The sequence below is a fragment of the Streptomyces sp. NPDC047042 genome (assembly GCF_040644035.1).
In the GTDB taxonomy this organism is placed as follows: Bacteria; Actinomycetota; Actinomycetes; order Streptomycetales; family Streptomycetaceae; genus Streptomyces.
In genome coordinates, this window is sequence record NZ_JBEYVP010000033.1 from 101,518 (window position 1) to 119,632 (window position 18,115).

Below are 18,115 nucleotides of genomic sequence, written 5' to 3' on the forward strand. Positions count from 1 at the left end.
AGGGCGGCCGTGCGGCGGGACCCGCCGCCGACGAGCGAAACGCCACGCCGAAGATCGAGTTCGGGCCGTTAACCTCCGCGCGGTCGGGCAGACTCGAAGGAAGCCCAAAGCAAACCTCCCGGAAAGAGGGTGGATCGCGTGGACCGCTGCATCGTCCTGGTGGACGCCGGGTATCTGCTCGGGGCCGCGGCGAGTCTTCTCGCCGGGGAGCCCTCGCGGTCCCGGATCACCGTCGACCACACCGCCCTCATCCAGGGCCTGCGAGAACGCGCCGAGTCGGACACCGAACGGCCACTGCTGCGCATCTACTGGTTCGACGGCGCCCCCGACCGGGTGCCCCAGCCCGAGCATCGCAGGCTGCGCGTGATGCCCCGGGTCACCGTCCGGCTCGGCGCCCTGACCCGCAGCGACGGACGGTGGGCCCAGAAGGGCGTCGACGCCGCCATGCACGCCGAGCTGACCGAGCTGGCCCGCAACCGCGCCTGCTCCGACATCGTCCTCGTCACCGGCGACGGCGATCTGCTGCCGGGCATGATGGCCGCCAAGGAGCACGGAGTCGCCGTACACCTGTGGGCCGTGCAGGCTGCGGACGGCGACTACAACCAGTCCGAGGACCTGGTCGCCGAGGCCGACGAGCGGCGCGTCCTCGACCGTACGTGGATCACCAAGGCCGTACGGGCCAAGGAACTCGGCGGGATCTGCGCGCCGCAGCCCGCGCCCCGGCCCGAGATCGCCGCGATCCTCTCCGCCCCGCTGCCCGAGTCGTCGCTCGGGCAGGGCGCCGAACGGGCCGCGGACGAGCAGCAGGAGCACGCGGCGGCGCCGGACGCGCAGAACGGCGCACAGGAGCGCGTGACCGCGCCCAAGGGCGTACCGACCCCCAAGGACCTGGCCGCGCTGCGGGCCCCCGGAGCCCAGCCCGCCCAGCATCCCGCGAGCGCCACCCTGCGCTGGTCCTCCGACAAGGGCTGGGTCGACCGGCCGGGCGTGGCCTCCGAGCCCCCCGAGATCGCGTCCATGCCGACGCTGGCCCAGCTCACCTCGGCCGAGCAGCGCTGGGCCGACCGCGAGGAGGACATCACCACGGTCGGCGGTGATCCGTACGAGGTCGGACAGGTGTTCGCGCGCCGCTGGATGGAACGCCTTCCGGACCCCGCCCAGCTGCAGAAACTGTCCACGATGTACCCCCGTATCCCGCACCGCATCGACGGCGAACTGCTGCGCTACGCCGCCCGCTTCGGACTGCTCGCCCACAAGGACGACCAGATCGACGAGCACGACCGGTACGCGATCAGGGCCGGATTCTGGCGCGAGGTCGACGTCCGTACGGCCGCGGAGCACGCGCCCGCCGGGGAGTGAGCGGGCGGGCGCCGGGACGGGGGTTGGATTTCAGGCGGAGTCGGGCACCCCGTACTCTCGTCCTTCGTGAGTACGCGCACGGCAGACACAGCCCGACACGGTGACGATGTCGTGTGCGCGGTGCGCGATCTCACCAAGACCTATGCGGCGGTACGAGGCCGCCGCGGCGCCCCCGGAACACCCGAGGTACGGGCCACCGACGGCGTCGAGCTGGACGTCCGACGCGGGGAGATCTTCGGACTGCTCGGGCCGAACGGCGCCGGCAAGTCGACTCTCGTACGGCAGATCACCGGCCTGATGCGCCCCGACCGGGGCAGCGTCGAGATCCTCGGCCACGACGTCGTGCGCCACCCCGAGCGGGCCGCGCGCATCCTCGCCTACCTCGGCCAGGAGTCCAGCGCGCTCGACGAACTCACCGTCTCGCTCGCCGTGGAGACCACCGCGCGACTGCGCGGCCTGGAGGTACGGCAGGCGCGCGCCGAACGGGACGCAGTCCTGGAGGAGCTCGGGCTCACGGCACTGGCCGCCCGGCCCATCCGCAAACTGTCCGGCGGGCAGCGGCGGCTCGCCTGCTTCGCCACCGCGCTGGTCGGCGAACGGCCGCTGCTCGTCCTCGACGAGCCGACGACCGGGATGGATCCGGTGGCCCGGCGGGCCGTGTGGTCGGCGGTGGACCGGCGGCGCGCCGAGCGCGGTACGACGGTGCTGCTGGTCACCCACAACGTGATCGAGGCGGAGACGGTCCTCGACCGCGTCGCCGTCCTCGACCGGGGACGCGTGATCGCCTGTGACACGCCCGCAGGGCTGAAGGAGCAGGTCGCGGGCGAGGTCCGGGTCGACCTGGTCTGGCGGGAGTCGGCGCCACTGCACGTCCCCGAGGTCGCCGCGCTGCGCGACCGGGCCGTCGAGTCGGGGCGCCGGTGGACGCTGCGGCTGGCTCCGGAGGAGGCACGCGCGGCGGTCGCCACGGTCACCGGTGGGGCCGCCTTCACCGCGCTGGACGACTTCACGCTGGCCACGCCGAGCCTGGAGGACGTGTACCTGGCGCTCGGCGGGAACGTGCAGGGGCTGGTGAAGGCGTGAGCGGCCTGAGCGTGGGCGGCTTCGGATCCGTACGGGTGTGTGTGCGGGGACTTGCGGGGGAGAGGGCGGCTGTCGTGACCGGGACGAAGAGGAGCAGCTCGACGTGAGTTTCGTGCCCGCCGAGGTGCTGCCGAGCAGCGCCCTGGCCGTGGAGAAGACGCCCGCGCGCCCCGCGACGGCCGAGCTGGGGCCGCGTGCGCGGCTGTGGCCCGCGCTGGTCGCGGTGTACCGGGCGCAGCTGTCCCGGGCCAGGGTCGCGCGGATTCCGCTGCTGTTCGTGGCGACCTTCCAGTCCGTCGGGATCATGATCCTGATGCGGGGGGTCGTGGATGGGGGCGGCGAGGCCCGGGCCGTGGTGGCCGGGGCCTCGGTGCTGGTCGTGGCCTTCGTCGCGCTGAACCTGCTCGCCCAGTACTTCGGGCAGCTCCGGGCCAGCGGCGGGCTCGACCACTACGCCACCCTGCCGGTACCACCGGCGGCCGTGGTGCTCGGGGCCGCGGGGGCGTACGCCTCCTTCACCGTGCCCGGGACCGTGGTCACCGCGGTGTTCGGGTGCGTGCTGTACGGGCTGCCGCTGGCGCATCTGTGGGTGCTCGCCCTGGTGATCCCGCTCGCCGGAGCCGCGCTCGCCGGGCTCGGCGCCGCCTTCGGACTGCTCGCGCCGCGCCCGGAACTGGCCACGCTGCTCGGGCAGTTGGGCATGTCGGCGGCGCTGCTGCTGGGCGTGCTGCCGGCGGAGCGGATGCCGGGGCTGGTGCGGTTCGCGCGAGATCTGCTGCCTTCGACGTACGGAGTGGAGGCCTTCGCCCGGACCTTCGGGCCCGACCCGGACTGGGCCTTCGTGTTCGGTGATCTCGCCGTGTGCGCGGGCGTCGGGGTGGTCTCGCTGGCCGTGGCGACCTGGGCGTACCGTCGGGCGGCCGTCCGGTGACGCGCCGCACGGACGGGCCTGGCACGATGTCGGTGTGACCGCACCGCTGACTCCGCCTCCGCCGCCGCACCAAGAGCCCTCGCACGAACGCGACGAGGCTTCGCAGCACAAGCAGCCCCAGCAGCAGCCCAAGCAGCCCTTGCAGCAGCAGCCCTCGCTCCAGCAGGGGCCGGACAGCCGGTCGTGGCAGTTCTGGCCCGAGCCGGCCGGGGGCAGTGGGTTCGCGCCCGCGTACGGGCAGGACGGCCCCGGCATGAAGACCGAACTGCGGGAGGCCGCCGTCGTCACGGTGGTGCTGGCGCTCGGCGGGGTGCTGCTCGGGCTGCTGTGGTGGTGGCTGGCGCCCAAGGTGCCGCTCGTCGGGGACATCGTCGACAGCCGGTGGGTCGTGTACGTCAAGGACAGCGAGGGCGAGCAGGCTGCCGGGGTCGACGGAACGTTTACTCTGCTGGCTCTGGCCTTCGGGGCGGTCAGTGCGCTGGGGGTGTTCCTGGTGCGGCGGCGTGGGGGTGTGCCGTTGGTTGTGGCGCTGACGGTGGGTGGGGTGCTGGGGTCGGTGCTGGCCTGGCGGTTGGGGGTCTGGCTCGGGCCCGCGCAGGATGTGATCGCCCATGCGAAGGGTGTGGGTAAGGGGGTTACGTTTTCGGCGCCGTTGAAGTTGGGGGCGAAGGGGGCGTTGTTGGTGTGGTCTGTGGGGGCGTTGGTGGTGCATCTGGGGTTGACGGGGTTGTTCGGGCCTCGGGATCCGGAAGAGGTTGTGGCTCCGCCGGTTTAGGGGGTTTTTCCTCGCCCCCGCCGCCCCTACCCGTCCCATCCCGTTCCTGGGGGCTGCCGCCCCCAGACCCCCGCTACGGCCCTGGACGGGCCTTGTCCTCAAACGCCGGACGGGCTAGAAATGCGGGCGATGGGGGCCCTTGTTGCCTGGGTGAGGGTCGTCAGGTCCTCGGGGGAGAGTTCTACCTCCAGGCCTCTGCGGCCCGCCGAGACGCAGATGGTGGGGTGGGTGTCCGCCGACGTGTCCAGGACCGTGCGGAGTTTCTTGCGTTGGCCCAGGGGGGAGATGCCGCCCCGTACGTAGCCCGTCGTGCGTTCCGCCAAGGTGGGGTCCGCCATGGACGCGCGTTTGCCCGAGACCGCCGCCGCCAGTGCCTTCAGGTCCAGCTGGCCCGCCACCGGGACCACCGCGACCGTCAGCACCCCGTCCACGTCCGCCACCAGGGTCTTGAAGACGCGCTCCGGTGACACCCCCATCGCCTCCGCGGCCTCCTCGCCGTACGAGGGGTGCGCGGGGTCGTGTTCGTACGCGTGGACCGTGTGGGGGACGCCTGCCGCGGTGAGGGCCACCGTCGCCGGGGTTCCGCCCGACTGCTGCTGCTGCTTCTTCTTCGCCATTTCGGTTGCCCTCAGTTCAGGCTTGTCGGGGCGCGGGTCAGTTCCGACGCGGGCAGGGACGGGAGGTTGCGGATGATCGCCGTCTCCGTACGCAGGAGCACCAGTTCCTCGCGGAGCCGGGACGAGGTGTCCGGTGCCTGGAGCAGGCGCTGCTTCGACGGGGTGTCCAGCATCATCGCCGCCGCCACCAGGTACGACACCACCGACGGCTCGTCGGGGAGGTCGGCGCCCGTCGACAGGGAACGTTCCCGCGCGCCCGCCAGGCGCTTCTGATACTGCCTGAAGGCCCTCAGGACGCCCTCCGCCAGCGCGCCCGCCTCGTCGCCGGGGGATTCCTCCAGCTCCTCCAGTTCCGCGGTCAGGAACGGGCCAGACGCGTCCACCGACAGCACCCGCACCCGGGTCGTACCGGTGGCCAGCACCTCGAACGTGCCGTCCTCGCGTTCCCTGATCGTCGCCGCGTCCGCCACGCACCCCACGGAGTGGAAGGCCTTGACCGGGTCGTCGCCGAAGCCGGCCGTGGGCCCGCGTTCCGGTACCGCCGTCTGGTCGGGCAGGCCCTGGGCGCTGGGTGCCACCTCGTGGCCGTCGCGGATCGTCACGACGGCGAACCGGCGGGGTTCGTCCTCGGGGGTCTTCAGAAGTTCGCGCATCATGGCGCGATAGCGCTCCTCGAAGATGTTCAGCGGGATCACGAGTCCCGGGAACAGCACCGAGTTGAGCGGGAAGAGCGGCAGTTGGACGGTGGTCACGACGGGAAAGCCTAATGGTCGCCGGAGTGTGCGCGTCCGTCGTGCTCACTCCCCGGCTCAGCGGCGCGGCTGGCGCAACGGGCGGCGGGCACGTTCCGGTGGATCTCCTCGCGTGCTTCGAGGAACCCCCCGAGGGGGTCGTCCGAGAACCGGTCCCAGGGGAAGGACGTGGTGTACGGGCCGGTCAGACGCACCTGGAGGAGGGCGTCCTCCCATCGGTCGAGCGCGATCAGGACGTAGGTGAGCAGGTTGCGCAGTTCGGCCGGCCACGGGGCCGCAGCCGGGTACGTCGCCGACAGGGCCGCTGCCGTGTCCGCCGCCGCGTCCAGGCGGTACCGGTCCACCACCGTCCTGCCGTCGCCCCGGGTGAGGCAGATGAAGGCCGCGTGCAGGGGCAGCGCCTGGACGAGCGAGCCGGGCAGGGCGTCCTGCGCGGCCCGCTCGGCGAAGTCGAAGCACTCGCGGTACGAGCCGTTGCCGCCCGGGGACCGGAAGGGGCCCGTGGACAGGTACTGCAGCGCCGCCACATGACAGCCGTAGTGGTGCGGCGAGCGGCGTACGGCCTCGCCCCAGAGCCGCTCGAACTCGCCGTGGTCCGCGTCGCTGCCCCGGGCCCGGTCCAGGGCGATCCGCCAGGGCACCGGGTCACGCGGGTCGCCCGCCTCGGCGGCCTCGACCAACGGGCCGGTCTGCAACAGGAGTTCGGCCCGGGCGGGGGACTCCCAGGCGTTCGCCACCGCCAGCTCGGCCGCGACGAGCAGCGCGTCCGGGTCGTCCGGGGCGGCGGCGCGCCAGGACGTGAGCCACTCGGCGCGGGAGTGCGCGAACGCGGCCAGCCGGACCACGTAACGGTCCCGGTGCTCCCACTCGCCCGTGGCGCGGGTGCCGGCCAGCAGTTCGGCCGCCGCCCCGTACTCACCGCGGCCCGCCGCGACGAGCGCGGGGCCGAGCCGGGCGTCGGGCGCGTCGAGCAGTACCTCGTCGTCGGGGGGCAGTCCGGCGGCGGCGAGGCGTGGAGACGGCGGAGTGTTCCGCTCCGCCCGGGTGGCACGGAGGAACGCACGCAGCGAAGCCATGGTGTCGCCATTGAAAGGCGCAGGTCGGGGCCGCGCCAGACCAAATGCGCACCCTATTTTTAGTTGTACGGCCTGGCGTGTGGGGATGGTGAAGAAAAATGAGCCGAGCTCAGCTTCTGCGCAGCGTCCGTGTCGCCCCCGCAGCCACCGTCGTCGCCAGGATCCAGCCCAGCATGATGATCGCGGCCGCCAGCCACTGCCAGCCCCCGCGTAACTGCCAGAACCCGACCTGACCCAGATCGATCAACGGAAGAAGCAGGTCAAGGGCGAAGAGCGAGGGGTTCCACGGCGGGTGCTCCCCGCTCTTCAGCGGCGGATGGCTCGCGTGCGCGAACGCCACCGAACTCGCCGCCCACAGCACCGCCATCCACACGGCGGCCCGGCCCGGCCGGTACCCGTAGGCGACCGTCCAGTCCTGCACATATCCCCACAGTTTCGCCGCAGGCGGCAGGGTTTCGCGGCGCCGGCGCTGCTTGGCGAGGAGCACCTCGCGCGCGTCCTCGTCCTCACCGCTGTTGCGCAGCACGGCGGCCAGCCGCTCGTACGGCTCCGGGCTGTACTCGGCGGTCGCCGCCGCCACCCACGCCAGCCGCTCCGTCGGCGGGAACGGCCCCTGCGGTACGAGATTCTCGTACCCGAAGCCGCCCATGTGCAGGTTGCCAGGGCCTGGCCAACTGCCCGCCCGGTCCACGAGGTTGACGACCTTCGCACCCGACAGCAGCACCTTGCCGCGCTCCGGCCGCTCCCCGAGGAAGCGCAGCTCGGGCGTCTGCACCCGGCGCAGCGACAGCGACTGCTCGTCGGTGAAGGTCAGCCGGGCGCGTTCCAGGTCGACGGCGTCGCCGAACCGGCCGTCGTCCAGGCGGATCCCGCCCTCGCACTCGAAACGCTGGATGCGTGTCCCGTGCGCGGGGGTCGTGCCGCTGGTCAGGATGGGGTTCCAGACGCCCGCCGGGGTGAGGTACAGGGTGCGGCCCACGGTCAGCTGGGGGGCGTTGAGCGCGAGTCTCCCGTACGGGTTGGCGAGCCGGCTGCCGCGCAGGCTCAGCGAGACACCGATCGTCGCCCCGCGCAGGCTCAGCTCACCGTGCGCCTCCAGCATCTCGGCCTGGAGGTCCTGGCCGACGTGCATACCGTCCCCGACCAGCGAGCGCCCGCGCCGGTCCCGGTAGACGACGGCCTGGTTGAGCAGCAGATCCGTACCGATGTGCGCGTCGGTGAGGCGGACGCCGTTGTGGAAGCGGCAGCGCGGCAGATGCAGATCGCCCTCGGTGTGCACGCGGGCCGCCTCCAGCCGGGGCACCGAGCAGTCCACCAGGCGTACGGTCGTGAAGCGGGCCTCCGGCAGCAGGATCTCCTTCTCGAACCGGCAGCCCTTCAGCTCGACGTAGGGCACGACCGTGCCGCCCGCCAGATCGAGCGTGCCGTTGATCTGCACGCCGGTGAGCTTCAGGGACGACACGCGCCCCGCGAGCGCGGGCGGGCCGTCGAGGAGCAGCCAGCACACGATGCGGGCCCGCACGGTCCGGTCGGCGCCCCACGGATGGCCGCCGTGCGGATCGTCGACGACGGTGTCGCCGCTGCTCAGGTCGTACACACTGCCGTTGCGGAAGGCCTGCCACATACCGACCTCGGCGGCGCTCAGATCGTCCGGCGGTTCCCCCGTGGTCCCCGAGTCCCCCGCGCGGATTCCGCCACGCTCTGTCACGACGTTTTCCCACTCCTCCCCGTGCCACCAGGTGTTACCAACAGGTTTAGTACAACCGTTCTGCCCGCTCGGTAACCCTCTGAACGCAAAACGTGAAGGTGATCTTCCGGGTTCCCACGCGGGTCCCGCGAGGCCGCTTCGCAACGCTCCGTATCAGCCACTGATACACGCGAACGTCGCCCGATCGACGTCTGAGAGAATTGACCGCGTGATCTCTCGAATCGATCTGCGCGGCGACGCCCTCCCTGAGGGACCCGCCCTGCGCGACCTGCTGCCCCGAGCCGACTTCGACGTCTCGGCCGCCCTGGAGAAGGTGCGTCCGATCTGCGAGGCCGTGCATCATCGGGGTGACGCGGCGCTGATCGACTTCGCCGAGAAGTTCGACGGAGTCCGGCTGGAATCCGTCCGCGTGCCCGCCCAGGCTCTCACCGACGCGCTGGGGCAGCTCGCCCCGGCCCTCCGGGCGGCCCTGGAGGAGTCCATCCGGCGCGCCCGTCTCGTCCACCGCGAGCAGCGCCGTACGACGCACACGACCCAGGTCGTGCCCGGCGGCTCGGTCACCGAGAAGTGGGTGCCCGTGGACCGGGTCGGGCTGTACGCGCCCGGCGGCCGGTCCGTCTACCCGTCCTCCGTGATCATGAACGTCGTCCCCGCGCAGGAGGCGGGCGTCGAGTCGATCGCCCTCGCCTCCCCCGCCCAGGCCGAGTTCGACGGGCTGCCGCACCCCACCATCCTCGCCGCCTGCGCCCTCCTCGGAGTCGACGAGGTGTACGCGGCCGGTGGGGCCACCGCCGTCGCGATGTTCGCGTACGGCACCGAGTCCTGCGCGCCCGCCAACATGGTCACCGGCCCCGGCAACATCTGGGTCACCGCCGCCAAGCGGTACTTCGCGGGGAAGATCGGCATCGACACCGAGGCCGGCCCCACCGAGATCGCGATCCTCGCCGACGACACCGCCGACCCGGTGCACGTCGCCGCCGACCTGATCAGCCAGGCCGAGCACGACCCGCTGGCCGCGGCCGTCCTCGTCACGGACTCAGTGGCGCTCGCGGACGCGGTCGAGAAGGAACTGGAACCGCAGGTCGCGGCCACCAAGCACATCGAGGACCGGATCGCCCCGGCACTGGCCGGCAAGCAGTCCGCCATCGTCGTCGTCGACGGCGTGGAGGAGGGCCTGCGGGTCGTCGACGCGTACGGCGCCGAACACCTGGAGATCCAGACCGCGGACGCGGCGGCCGTGGCCGACCGGGTGCGCAACGCCGGCGCGATCTTCGTCGGGCCCTGGGCGCCCGTCTCGCTCGGCGACTACGCGGCCGGGTCCAACCACGTCCTGCCGACCGGCGGCTGCGCCTGCCACTCCTCCGGCCTGTCCGTCCAGTCCTTCCTGCGCGGCATCCACATCGTCGACTACACGCGCGACGCACTGGCCGACGTGGCACACCATGTGGTGACGCTGGCGGAGGCGGAGGACCTGCCCGCGCACGGCGCGGCGGTCAAGGCAAGGTTCGGATGGAAGGTTCCCCAGGGCAAGTGACCGGCATCGACGATCTTCCCGTACGGGACGAACTGCGCGGCAAGTCGCCGTACGGCGCGCCCCAGCTCGACGTCCCCGTACGGCTGAACACCAACGAGAACCCCTACCCGCTGCCCGAACCGCTCGTCGAGCGGATCGCCGAGCGGGTGCGTGAGGCGGCCCGGAACCTCAACCGCTACCCCGACCGGGACGCCGTGGAGCTGCGTACGCGGCTCGCCAGGTATCTGACGGACACCTCGGGCCACGAGGTCGGCCTCGCCAACGTGTGGGCCGCCAACGGCTCCAACGAGGTCATCCAGCAGCTGCTCCAGACCTTCGGCGGGCCCGGCCGTACCGCGATCGGCTTCGAGCCCTCGTACTCGATGCACGGCCTCATCGCGCGCGGGACGGGCACCGGCTGGATCTCCGGCCCCCGCAACGAGGACTTCACCATCGATCTCGCGGCGGCCGAGAAGGCCATCGCCGAGCACCGGCCCGACGTCGTCTTCGTCACCACGCCCAACAACCCCACCGGCAACGCGGTCCCGCGCGAGACGGTCCTCGCGCTGTACGAGGCGGCGCAGGCCGCCAGACCCTCGATGGTCGTGGTCGACGAGGCGTACATCGAGTTCAGCCACGGCGACTCACTGCTGCCGCTGCTCGAGGGACGGCCGAATCTCGTCGTCTCCCGGACGATGTCCAAGGCGTTCGGGGCGGCGGGCCTGCGCCTCGGCTATCTCGCCGCGCACCCGGCCGTCGTCGACGCCGTGCAGCTCGTACGACTGCCCTATCACCTGTCGGCCGTGGCCCAGGCGACCGCCCTGGCCGCCCTGGAGCACACCGACACGCTGCTGAAGTACGTCGAGCAGCTCAAGACCGAGCGGGACCGGCTCGTCGCCGAACTGCGCGCCATCGGGTTCGACGTCACCGAGTCCGACGCCAACTTCGTGCAGTTCGGCACCTTCGCCGACTCCCACGCGGCCTGGCAGCGCATCCTCGACCAGGGCGTCCTGGTCCGGGACAACGGCGTACCGGGATGGCTGCGGGTCACCGCGGGAACCCCCGCCGAGAACGACGCGTTCCTGAACGCGGTACGCGAACTGAAGAAGGAGCAGGACGAGTCATGAGCCGCGTCGGACGCGTGGAGCGCACCACCAAGGAGACATCGGTCCTCGTCGAGATCGACCTCGACGGCACCGGCAAGGTCGAGGTGTCGACGGGCGTCGGCTTCTACGACCACATGCTCGACCAGCTCGGCCGGCACGGTCTGTTCGACCTCACCGTGAAGACCGAGGGCGACCTGCACATCGACTCGCACCACACCATCGAGGACACCGCCCTCGCCCTCGGAGCCGCCTTCAAGCAGGCACTCGGCGACAAGGTCGGCATCTACCGCTTCGGCAACTGCACGGTCCCGCTGGACGAGTCCCTCGCCCAGGTGACGGTGGACCTGTCCGGCCGCCCCTACCTCGTGCACACCGAGCCCGAGAAGATGGCGCCGATGATCGGCGAGTACGACACCACGATGACCCGGCACATCCTGGAGTCCTTCGTCGCCCAGGCCCAGATCGCGCTGCACGTGCACGTGCCCTACGGGCGCAACGCCCACCACATCGTGGAGTGCCAGTTCAAGGCGCTCGCCCGGGCCCTGCGCTACGCCTCCGAACGCGACCCGCGCGCGGCGGGCATCCTCCCCTCCACGAAGGGCGCCCTGTAGAGCATGAACGGCCTGTCCACCGTACTGATCGTCCTCGGCCTCTTCCTGCTCGGCGGGATCTACTCCTTCGTCAAGCAGAAGATGCCGATGAGCCTCATCGTGCTGCTCTCGATAGGCGCCGCGATGTGTCTGGTCGCCGGCGTCCTGAGGCTGGAGGTATGGAATTGAGCGCGTCCAAGGCGTCCAAGAAGGTCGTCGTCTTCGACTACGGGTTCGGGAACGTGCGCTCGGCCGAGCGTGCTCTCGCGCGCGCGGGTGCCGACGTCGAGATAACGCGTGACTTCGACACGGCCATGAACGCGGACGGGCTGCTGGTGCCGGGCGTCGGCGCCTTCGCCGCCTGTATGCAGGGTCTCAGGGAGGCGCGCGGCGACTGGATCGTCGGGCGCAGGCTGTCCGGCGGGCGCCCCGTGATGGGCATCTGCGTGGGCATGCAGATCCTCTTCGCGCGCGGTATCGAACACGGCGTCGAGAGCGAGGGCCTCGACGAGTGGCCCGGCTCCGTCGAGCCGCTCCAGGCCGACATCGTGCCCCACATGGGCTGGAACACCGTCGAAGCCCCGGCGGACTCCCAGCTCTTCGCGGGCCTGGACGCCGACGCGCGCTTCTACTTCGTCCACTCGTACGCCGTCCACGACTGGTCCCTCGAGACCGCGAACCCCGTGATGCGCGCCCCCAAGGTCACCTGGTCCACGCACGGCAAGCCCTTCGTGGCGGCCGTCGAGAACGGCGCCCTGTGGGCCACCCAGTTCCACCCCGAGAAGTCCGGCGACGCCGGAGCGCAGCTGCTCACCAACTGGATCGGAACCCTGTAGACCATGGCCAAGCTCGAACTCCTCCCCGCCGTCGACGTCCGCGACGGCCAGGCCGTCCGCCTCGTGCACGGCGAGTCCGGTACGGAGACCTCGTACGGCTCCCCCCTGGAGGCGGCCCTCGCCTGGCAGCGCTCCGGCGCCGAATGGCTGCACCTGGTCGACCTGGACGCCGCCTTCGGCACCGGCGACAACCGCAAGCTGATCGCCGAGGTCGCCGGCGCGATGGACATCAAGGTGGAGCTGTCCGGCGGCATCCGCGACGACGACACGCTGGCCGCCGCCCTGGCGACGGGCTGCACGCGCGTGAACCTCGGTACGGCCGCCCTGGAGACCCCGGACTGGGTCGCCAAGGTCATCGCCGAGCACGGCGACAAGATCGCGGTCGGCCTGGACGTACGGGGAACCACGCTGCGTGGACGCGGCTGGACCCGCGACGGCGGTGACCTCTACGAGACGCTGGAGCGCCTCAACGCCGAGGGCTGCGCACGCTATGTCGTGACCGACATCGCCAAGGACGGCACGCTTCAGGGCCCCAACCTGGAGCTGCTGCGCAACGTCTGCGCGGCGACGGACCGCCCGGTCGTCGCCTCCGGCGGTGTTGCGTCTCTGGACGACCTGCGGGCCATCGCCGAGCTGGTACCCCTCGGTGTCGAGGGCTCCATCGTCGGGAAGGCGCTGTACGCGAAGGCGTTCACCCTGGAAGAGGCACTGGAGGCGGTGGCCAAGTGAGCGACGTACGGCGGGTCACGACCGGTGCGCCCTGGGAGGAGTCCTTCGGCTACTCCCGCGCGGTGGAACTGCCGAACGGCCTGGTGCTGGTCTCCGGCTGCACCTCGGTCGTCGACGGCGAGATCGCCGGCGGCGGCCCGTACGAGCAGACGGTCAACGCGTTCAACGTCGCCTTCGCGGCGCTGGGCCAACTGGGTCTCGGGCGGGATCACGTCGTGCGCACGCGCATGTACATCACGCACGCGCGTGACGTGGACGACGTCGGACGGGCCCACAAGGAGCTGTTCGACTCCGTCCGGCCCGCCGCGTCCATGATCATCGTGGCCGGCCTCGTGGACCCCAGCCTCGTTGTCGAGGTCGAGGTCGAGGCGTACCGAGGAGAGACACCGGCATGACCCTGGCCGTACGAGTCATCCCCTGCCTGGACGTGGACAACGGCCGGGTCGTCAAGGGCGTCAACTTCCAGAACCTGCGCGACGCGGGCGACCCCGTCGAGATGGCCAAGGTGTACGACGCCGAGGGCGCCGACGAACTGACGTTCCTCGACATCACCGCCTCCTCCGGCAACCGCGAGACCACCTACGACGTGGTCCGCCGTACCGCCGAACAGGTGTTCATCCCGCTCACCGTGGGCGGGGGAGTGCGGGCGGCCGAGGACGTCGACAAGCTGCTGCGCGCCGGCGCCGACAAGGTCGGCGTCAACACGGCGGCCATCGCGCGGCCCGACCTGATCCGGGAGATCGCCGAGCGGTTCGGCCGGCAGGTGCTGGTGCTGTCCGTGGACGCCCGTCGCACCGAGTCCGGCTCCTTCGAGGTCACCACCCACGGCGGCCGGCGCGGTACCGGGATCGACGCGGTCGAATGGGCCCACCAGGCCGCCGAACTGGGTGCCGGGGAGATTCTGCTCAACTCGATGGACGCGGACGGTACCAAGGACGGGTACGACATCGAGATGATCGAGGCTGTGCGCAAGCATGTGCGGGTGCCGCTGATCGCCAGTGGGGGGGCTGGTCGGCTTGCCGACTTCGCGCCCGCTGTCGCGGGCGGGGCGGATGCGGTGTTGGCCGCCTCTGTGTTCCACTTCGGGGATCTTCGGATCGGGCAGGTCAAGGAAGCGCTTCGGGAGGCCGGGCATCCTGTTCGGTGACCCGCAGTTCTTCGGCTGCGGGTCCGGTGGGGGCTTGTCGCGCAGTTCCCCGCGCCCCTAGCGGGTCAGATGCCTAGCTGTTTTGATTCGTGCAGCTTGGTGATTGCTTCCTTGTCGCCCTCCAGTTCGACGTCTGCGGCGGACTGGCGGCCCAGGGCGAAGAGGAGCAGTTCCGACGGTTCGCCGGTCGCCGTGACCACCGGGGTGCCTCGGTGGGCTACCGCCGTCTGGCCGTTCGGGCGGCGCAGTACCAGGCCCGTCGTCGCGCCCCGGCCCGCCAGCCGGGCCGTGCGCTCCAGGCGGGACCACAGGGCGTCCTGGAACACCGGATCCAGCTCGCGGGGCGTCCAGTCGGGCCGCGCCCGGCGCACGTCCTCCGTGTGGACGTAGAACTCGACCGTGTTCGACGCCTCGTCCACCTGCTTCAGCGAGAACGGCGAGAAACGCGGCGGGCCGGTACGGATCAGCTGGATCAGCTCCTCGTACGGCTTGTCGGCGAACTCCGCCATGATCCGCTCGAGACGGGAGCCCAGCTGCTTGATCAGCAGCCCTCCGGCGGCGTCCGGCCGGCGCTCGCGCACCACCACGTGAGCGGCGAGATCACGGGTCCGCCAGCCCTCGCACAGCGTCGGGGCGTCGGGACCCTCGGTCTCCAACAGGTCGGCGAGAAGAAGTCGTTCACGCTTCGCATTAGGTAGACATGCCGCAAGCCTACGACCGCCCCCACGGTCCGCCCAGTGGACATCACCGTGGAGTGTCAGTGGGGCGCGGCACAATGGGCCCATGACCAGCAGCACGCCCCCGCCCGGCAGGACCGGCGGCCCCAGCCCCCTGGCCCCGGAGATCGCCGCGCGCCTCAAGCGCGGCCCCGACGGGCTCGTACCCGCCGTCGCCCAGCAGTACGACACCGGTGAGGTGCTCATGCTCGGCTGGATGGACGACGAGGCGCTGCACCGCACCCTGACCACCGGCCGCTGCACCTACTGGTCGCGCAGCCGCCAGGAGTACTGGGTCAAGGGCGACACCTCCGGCCACTTCCAGCACGTCAAGTCCGTCGCCCTCGACTGCGACGCCGACACCGTGCTCGTCAAGGTCGACCAGGTGGGCGCCGCCTGCCACACCGGCGCGCGGAACTGCTTCGACGCCGACATCCTGCTCGACGTGTCGTTCGAGGACGCCGATTCCGGCGTCCTGCCCCAAGGTCAGTAAGGTCAGCGGCCATGGACCTCGAGACCTTCCGCAAGCTGGCCACCGACCGGCGCGTCATCCCCGTCACCCGCAAGCTCCTCGCCGACGGCGACACCCCGGTCGCGCTCTACCGCAAGCTCGCCGCCGAACGCCCCGGCACCTTCCTGCTGGAGTCCGCCGAGAACGGCCGGTCCTGGTCCCGCTACTCCTTCGTCGGCGTCCGCTCCGACGCCACCCTCACGGCCCGCGACGGCCAGGCCCACTGGCTCGGCACCCCGCCCGTCGGCGTGCCCACCGACGGTGATCCGCTGGTCGCCCTGCGCGCCACCATCGAGGCCCTCCACACCCCCCACGAGGACGGCCTGCCGCCCTTCACCGGCGGCATGGTCGGCTACCTCGGGTACGACATCGTGCGCCGCCTGGAGAAGATCGGCCCCGGCGAGCGCGACGACCTCCAGCTGCCCGAGCTGACCATGCTGCTCACCAGCGACCTGGCCGTCATGGACCACTGGGACGGCTCGGTCCTGCTGATCGCCAACGCGATCAACCACAACGACCTCGACACGGGCGTGGACGAGGCCTACGCCGACGCCGTGGCCCGTCTCGACGCCATGCAGGCCGACCTCTCGCGCGCGGTCGCCCAGCCGCCCGCCGAGCTCCCGTCGTCCGAACTCCCCGAGTACACGGCCCTGTGGGGCGGCCCCGACTACCAGCTGGCTGTCGACGACATCAAGGAGCGCATCCGGGCCGGGGAGGCCTTCCAGGTGGTCCCCTCCCAGCGCTTCGAAACCCCGTGCACGGCAAGCGCGCTGGACGTCTACCGGGTCCTGCGCGCCACCAACCCGTCCCCGTACATGTACCTGTTCCGCTTCGACGGGTTCGACGTCGTCGGATCGTCCCCGGAGGCCCTCGTCAAGGTCGAGGACGGCCGCGCCATGGTCCACCCCATCGCCGGCACCCGGCACCGCGGGGCGACCCCGCAGGAGGACCAGGCCCTCGCCGAGGAACTGCTCGCCGACCCCAAGGAGCGCGCCGAGCACCTCATGCTCGTCGACCTCGGGCGCAACGACCTCGGCCGGGTCTGCGAGCCCGGCTCCGTCGAGGTCGTCGACTTCATGTCCGTCGAGCGGTACTCGCACGTCATGCACATCGTCTCGACCGTCACCGGCCGCGTGGCATCCGGCCGTACCGCCTTCGACGTCCTGACGGCCTGCTTCCCGGCCGGCACGCTCTCCGGGGCGCCCAAGCCGCGCGCGATGCAGATCATCGACGAACTCGAGCCGTCCAGGCGGGGGTTGTACGGCGGAGCCGTCGGCTACCTCGACTTCGCGGGCGACTCCGACACCGCCATCGCCATCCGCACGGCCCTCCTGCGCGACGGCACGGCCTACGTCCAGGCGGGCGCCGGCGTCGTCGCCGACTCCGACCCGGTCGCCGAGGACAACGAGTGCCGCAACAAGGCTGCGGCGGTCCTGCGCGCCGTCCACACGGCGAACCGGCTCGGCCGGTAACCGGCTCCCGATTGTCCGAATGGGGTACTTCTCACGTGAACCCCGGGTGACGGTTCGCCCGGGGTTCACGCGATAGTGGGGTACGTGACTGCCGTACCCGTACCTCCTCCGCGTTCCGAAGCCCCCGCCCCCGGCCGGGCCGGCCGGCTCAGCCTCGCCGTCGCCCTGCTGGCCGGTGCGCTCGGCGCGGCCGTCGCGCTGCTCGCCACCCGCCAGCGCTGGTCGGAGGGCACCGCGTCCGTGGCCGGCGGCGCCTTCCCGCTGACCGCCAGAGGCAGCGACGTCACGGGCGTCCCCGCGGCCCTCGCCATAGTGGGCCTCGCCGCGCTCGTCGCCGTCTTCGCCGTCCGCCGCTCCGGCCGCCTCCTGGTCGCCGGACTGCTGGCCCTGTCCGGCGCCGGTACGGTCGCCTCGGCCCTCCTCGGCGCCTCCGACAGCTCCGCGCTCGACGAGAAGGCCGCGCAGGCCACCGGCGACACCGCGGCCACCGTGAACAGCCTCAGCCACACCCCCTGGCCGTACGCGGCCGCCGCGGGCGGTGCTCTGATCCTCCTCGCCGGACTTCTCGCCCTGCGCTACGGCCGCCGGTGGCCCGCCATGTCCGGCCGGTACGAGCGCGGCGGCGCCCCCCGCCCGCGCCCCCGGGCCAAGGCCGCCGACCCCGACCGGCCCGAGGAGATCTGGAAGGCGCTGGACCGGGGCGAGGACCCCACGGGGGCATAGTCCCTTCGGGCGACTCGCTGGGCCGACCCCCGGCGTCCCGCACACGTGCGCGTGCGGGACAATGGGCGACGAGCGTCCGGCTCACCACGTACTGCATTCAACAACCGGCAACTCAGCAACGAGGAGCAAGTCATGGCGGGCAGCAGCCACGGTCACACTTTGGCCGCCTGGACCGGCGTCACCATCTCCATCATCGGTTTCTGCGTAGCAGGCGCCTTCATGGTGATGGCCGAGCCGCTGGGCTTCTGGGCCGGCATGGTGCTCTCGGTCCTCGGCGGTGTCGTCGGCTGGATCATGGCCGCGATGGGCCTCGGCAAGCAGAAGCCGACCACCCAGGGCCGCCAGGGCCACCAGGTCGCGAGCGAGCCGGCGGGCGCCGGCAGCTGAACCCCGTAGGGGACCGGTTCTCGTACCGGCAGGGGCGGCCCCGGCGAAGCGCCGGGGCCGCCCCTCGCGCGTGTACGGCCCACA

The 18,115-nt window shown here is 71.7% G+C and carries 20 protein-coding genes and 1 pseudogene; 16 read left to right on the forward strand and 5 right to left on the reverse strand.

What is annotated here, in order from left to right:
* Positions 1-138 precede the first annotated feature (138 nt).
* From ABZ855_RS33765 to ABZ855_RS33780, 4 genes are all read left to right on the forward strand, one after another.
* The gene (locus tag ABZ855_RS33765) at positions 139-1,359 is read left to right on the forward strand and encodes an NYN domain-containing protein (protein WP_360813329.1); all 1,221 of its coding nucleotides are present in this window, start codon (positions 139-141) and stop codon (positions 1,357-1,359) included.
* A gap of 111 nt (positions 1,360-1,470) precedes the next feature.
* Complete coding sequence (locus ABZ855_RS33770) at positions 1,471-2,442, forward strand: ABC transporter ATP-binding protein (RefSeq protein ID WP_360813362.1); 972 nt, start codon at positions 1,471-1,473, stop codon at positions 2,440-2,442.
* A 103-nt stretch (positions 2,443-2,545) separates the two neighbouring features.
* The gene (locus ABZ855_RS33775; RefSeq protein WP_319199542.1) at positions 2,546-3,373 is read left to right on the forward strand and encodes an ABC transporter permease; all 828 of its coding nucleotides are present in this window, start codon (positions 2,546-2,548) and stop codon (positions 3,371-3,373) included.
* A gap of 34 nt (positions 3,374-3,407) precedes the next feature.
* Positions 3,408-4,148, forward strand: coding sequence for a hypothetical protein (locus tag ABZ855_RS33780; protein WP_360813330.1), 741 nt, complete (start codon positions 3,408-3,410; stop codon positions 4,146-4,148).
* A gap of 98 nt (positions 4,149-4,246) precedes the next feature.
* Here the strand turns inward: ABZ855_RS33780 and ybaK are convergent, their stop codons facing one another.
* The 4 genes from ybaK to ABZ855_RS33800 all read right to left on the reverse strand — a co-directional run bounded on the left by ybaK (position 4,247) and on the right by ABZ855_RS33800 (position 8,301).
* Entirely contained in the window at positions 4,247-4,765 is a 519-nt protein-coding gene (ybaK, locus tag ABZ855_RS33785; protein ID WP_360813331.1) for a Cys-tRNA(Pro) deacylase, read from the reverse strand.
* A gap of 11 nt (positions 4,766-4,776) precedes the next feature.
* Positions 4,777-5,517 carry an LON peptidase substrate-binding domain-containing protein gene (locus ABZ855_RS33790; protein ID WP_319199545.1) on the reverse strand — a complete coding sequence of 247 codons (741 nt, stop codon included), beginning with the start codon at positions 5,515-5,517 and terminating at the stop codon, positions 4,777-4,779.
* Positions 5,518-5,528: 11 nt separating this feature from the next.
* Positions 5,529-6,593 carry a hypothetical protein gene (locus ABZ855_RS33795; RefSeq protein WP_360813332.1) on the reverse strand — a complete coding sequence of 355 codons (1,065 nt, stop codon included), beginning with the start codon at positions 6,591-6,593 and terminating at the stop codon, positions 5,529-5,531.
* 109 nt (positions 6,594-6,702) lie between these two features.
* Positions 6,703-8,301 carry an oxidoreductase gene (locus tag ABZ855_RS33800; protein WP_360813333.1) on the reverse strand — a complete coding sequence of 533 codons (1,599 nt, stop codon included), beginning with the start codon at positions 8,299-8,301 and terminating at the stop codon, positions 6,703-6,705.
* Between the two features lie 208 nt (positions 8,302-8,509).
* Between ABZ855_RS33800 and hisD the strand changes: the two genes are divergently transcribed.
* The 8 genes from hisD to hisF are packed head-to-tail and all read left to right on the forward strand — an operon-like array spanning position 8,510 to position 14,222.
* Complete coding sequence (hisD, locus tag ABZ855_RS33805; protein WP_360813334.1) at positions 8,510-9,835, forward strand: histidinol dehydrogenase; 1,326 nt, start codon at positions 8,510-8,512, stop codon at positions 9,833-9,835.
* Entirely contained in the window at positions 9,832-10,941 is a 1,110-nt protein-coding gene (locus ABZ855_RS33810) for a histidinol-phosphate transaminase (RefSeq protein WP_360813335.1), read from the forward strand. The genes hisD and ABZ855_RS33810 overlap by 4 nt, the downstream gene beginning before the upstream one ends.
* Positions 10,938-11,531 (forward strand): imidazoleglycerol-phosphate dehydratase HisB, encoded by a 594-nt coding sequence (hisB, locus tag ABZ855_RS33815; RefSeq protein WP_006377508.1) that lies wholly within the window; start codon positions 10,938-10,940, stop codon positions 11,529-11,531. Before ABZ855_RS33810 ends, hisB begins: the two co-directional genes overlap by 4 nt.
* A 3-nt stretch (positions 11,532-11,534) precedes the next feature.
* On the forward strand, positions 11,535-11,699 hold the full coding sequence (locus tag ABZ855_RS33820) for a hypothetical protein (protein ID WP_360813336.1): 165 nt from the start codon (positions 11,535-11,537) through the stop codon (positions 11,697-11,699).
* Positions 11,690-12,346 (forward strand): imidazole glycerol phosphate synthase subunit HisH, encoded by a 657-nt coding sequence (gene hisH / locus ABZ855_RS33825; protein WP_360813337.1) that lies wholly within the window; start codon positions 11,690-11,692, stop codon positions 12,344-12,346. The genes ABZ855_RS33820 and hisH overlap by 10 nt, the downstream gene beginning before the upstream one ends.
* 3 nt (positions 12,347-12,349) lie before the next feature.
* The gene (priA, locus tag ABZ855_RS33830) at positions 12,350-13,075 is read left to right on the forward strand and encodes a bifunctional 1-(5-phosphoribosyl)-5-((5-phosphoribosylamino)methylideneamino)imidazole-4-carboxamide isomerase/phosphoribosylanthranilate isomerase PriA (RefSeq protein ID WP_360813338.1); all 726 of its coding nucleotides are present in this window, start codon (positions 12,350-12,352) and stop codon (positions 13,073-13,075) included.
* A complete protein-coding gene (locus ABZ855_RS33835; protein WP_360813339.1) occupies positions 13,072-13,470 on the forward strand; it encodes a RidA family protein in 399 nt (132 codons plus the stop codon). The genes priA and ABZ855_RS33835 overlap by 4 nt, the downstream gene beginning before the upstream one ends.
* Positions 13,467-14,222, forward strand: a complete 756-nt coding sequence (gene hisF / locus ABZ855_RS33840; protein WP_360813340.1) for an imidazole glycerol phosphate synthase subunit HisF — start codon at positions 13,467-13,469, stop codon at positions 14,220-14,222. Before ABZ855_RS33835 ends, hisF begins: the two co-directional genes overlap by 4 nt.
* Before the next feature lie 65 nt (positions 14,223-14,287).
* On the opposite strand, the pseudogene ABZ855_RS33845 reads toward hisF, so the two are convergent.
* Positions 14,288-14,911, reverse strand: a pseudogene (locus tag ABZ855_RS33845) (TIGR03085 family metal-binding protein); the annotation flags it as partial.
* A 94-nt stretch (positions 14,912-15,005) separates the two neighbouring features.
* Here ABZ855_RS33845 and hisI point away from each other — a divergent pair.
* The 4 genes from hisI to ABZ855_RS33865 all read left to right on the forward strand — a co-directional run bounded on the left by hisI (position 15,006) and on the right by ABZ855_RS33865 (position 18,031).
* A complete protein-coding gene (hisI, locus tag ABZ855_RS33850) occupies positions 15,006-15,431 on the forward strand; it encodes a phosphoribosyl-AMP cyclohydrolase (protein WP_360813341.1) in 426 nt (141 codons plus the stop codon).
* A gap of 11 nt (positions 15,432-15,442) precedes the next feature.
* A complete protein-coding gene (locus ABZ855_RS33855) occupies positions 15,443-16,921 on the forward strand; it encodes an anthranilate synthase component I (RefSeq protein ID WP_360813342.1) in 1,479 nt (492 codons plus the stop codon).
* Between the two features lie 75 nt (positions 16,922-16,996).
* Complete coding sequence (locus ABZ855_RS33860) at positions 16,997-17,644, forward strand: TIGR02234 family membrane protein (protein ID WP_360813343.1); 648 nt, start codon at positions 16,997-16,999, stop codon at positions 17,642-17,644.
* Positions 17,645-17,776: 132 nt separating this feature from the next.
* Entirely contained in the window at positions 17,777-18,031 is a 255-nt protein-coding gene (locus tag ABZ855_RS33865; RefSeq protein ID WP_319199559.1) for an HGxxPAAW family protein, read from the forward strand.
* Positions 18,032-18,115 lie beyond the last annotated feature (84 nt).

Excerpts from the sequence above, each read along its gene's own strand:
- ybaK (WP_360813331.1), bottom strand. The coding sequence starts at position 4,765 with ATGGCGAAGAAGAAGCAGCAGCAGCAGTCGGGCGGAACCCCGGCGACG.
- ABZ855_RS33795 (WP_360813332.1), bottom strand. The coding sequence starts at position 6,593 with ATGGCTTCGCTGCGTGCGTTCCTCCGTGCCACCCGGGCGGAGCGGAAC.
- hisB (WP_006377508.1), top strand. The coding sequence starts at position 10,938 with ATGAGCCGCGTCGGACGCGTGGAGCGCACCACCAAGGAGACATCGGTC.
- ABZ855_RS33820 (WP_360813336.1), top strand. The coding sequence starts at position 11,535 with ATGAACGGCCTGTCCACCGTACTGATCGTCCTCGGCCTCTTCCTGCTC.
- hisH (WP_360813337.1), top strand. The coding sequence starts at position 11,690 with ATGGAATTGAGCGCGTCCAAGGCGTCCAAGAAGGTCGTCGTCTTCGAC.
- priA (WP_360813338.1), top strand. The coding sequence starts at position 12,350 with ATGGCCAAGCTCGAACTCCTCCCCGCCGTCGACGTCCGCGACGGCCAG.
- hisF (WP_360813340.1), top strand. The coding sequence starts at position 13,467 with ATGACCCTGGCCGTACGAGTCATCCCCTGCCTGGACGTGGACAACGGC.
- hisI (WP_360813341.1), top strand. The coding sequence starts at position 15,006 with ATGACCAGCAGCACGCCCCCGCCCGGCAGGACCGGCGGCCCCAGCCCC.
- ABZ855_RS33855 (WP_360813342.1), top strand. The coding sequence starts at position 15,443 with ATGGACCTCGAGACCTTCCGCAAGCTGGCCACCGACCGGCGCGTCATC.
- ABZ855_RS33865 (WP_319199559.1), top strand. The coding sequence starts at position 17,777 with ATGGCGGGCAGCAGCCACGGTCACACTTTGGCCGCCTGGACCGGCGTC.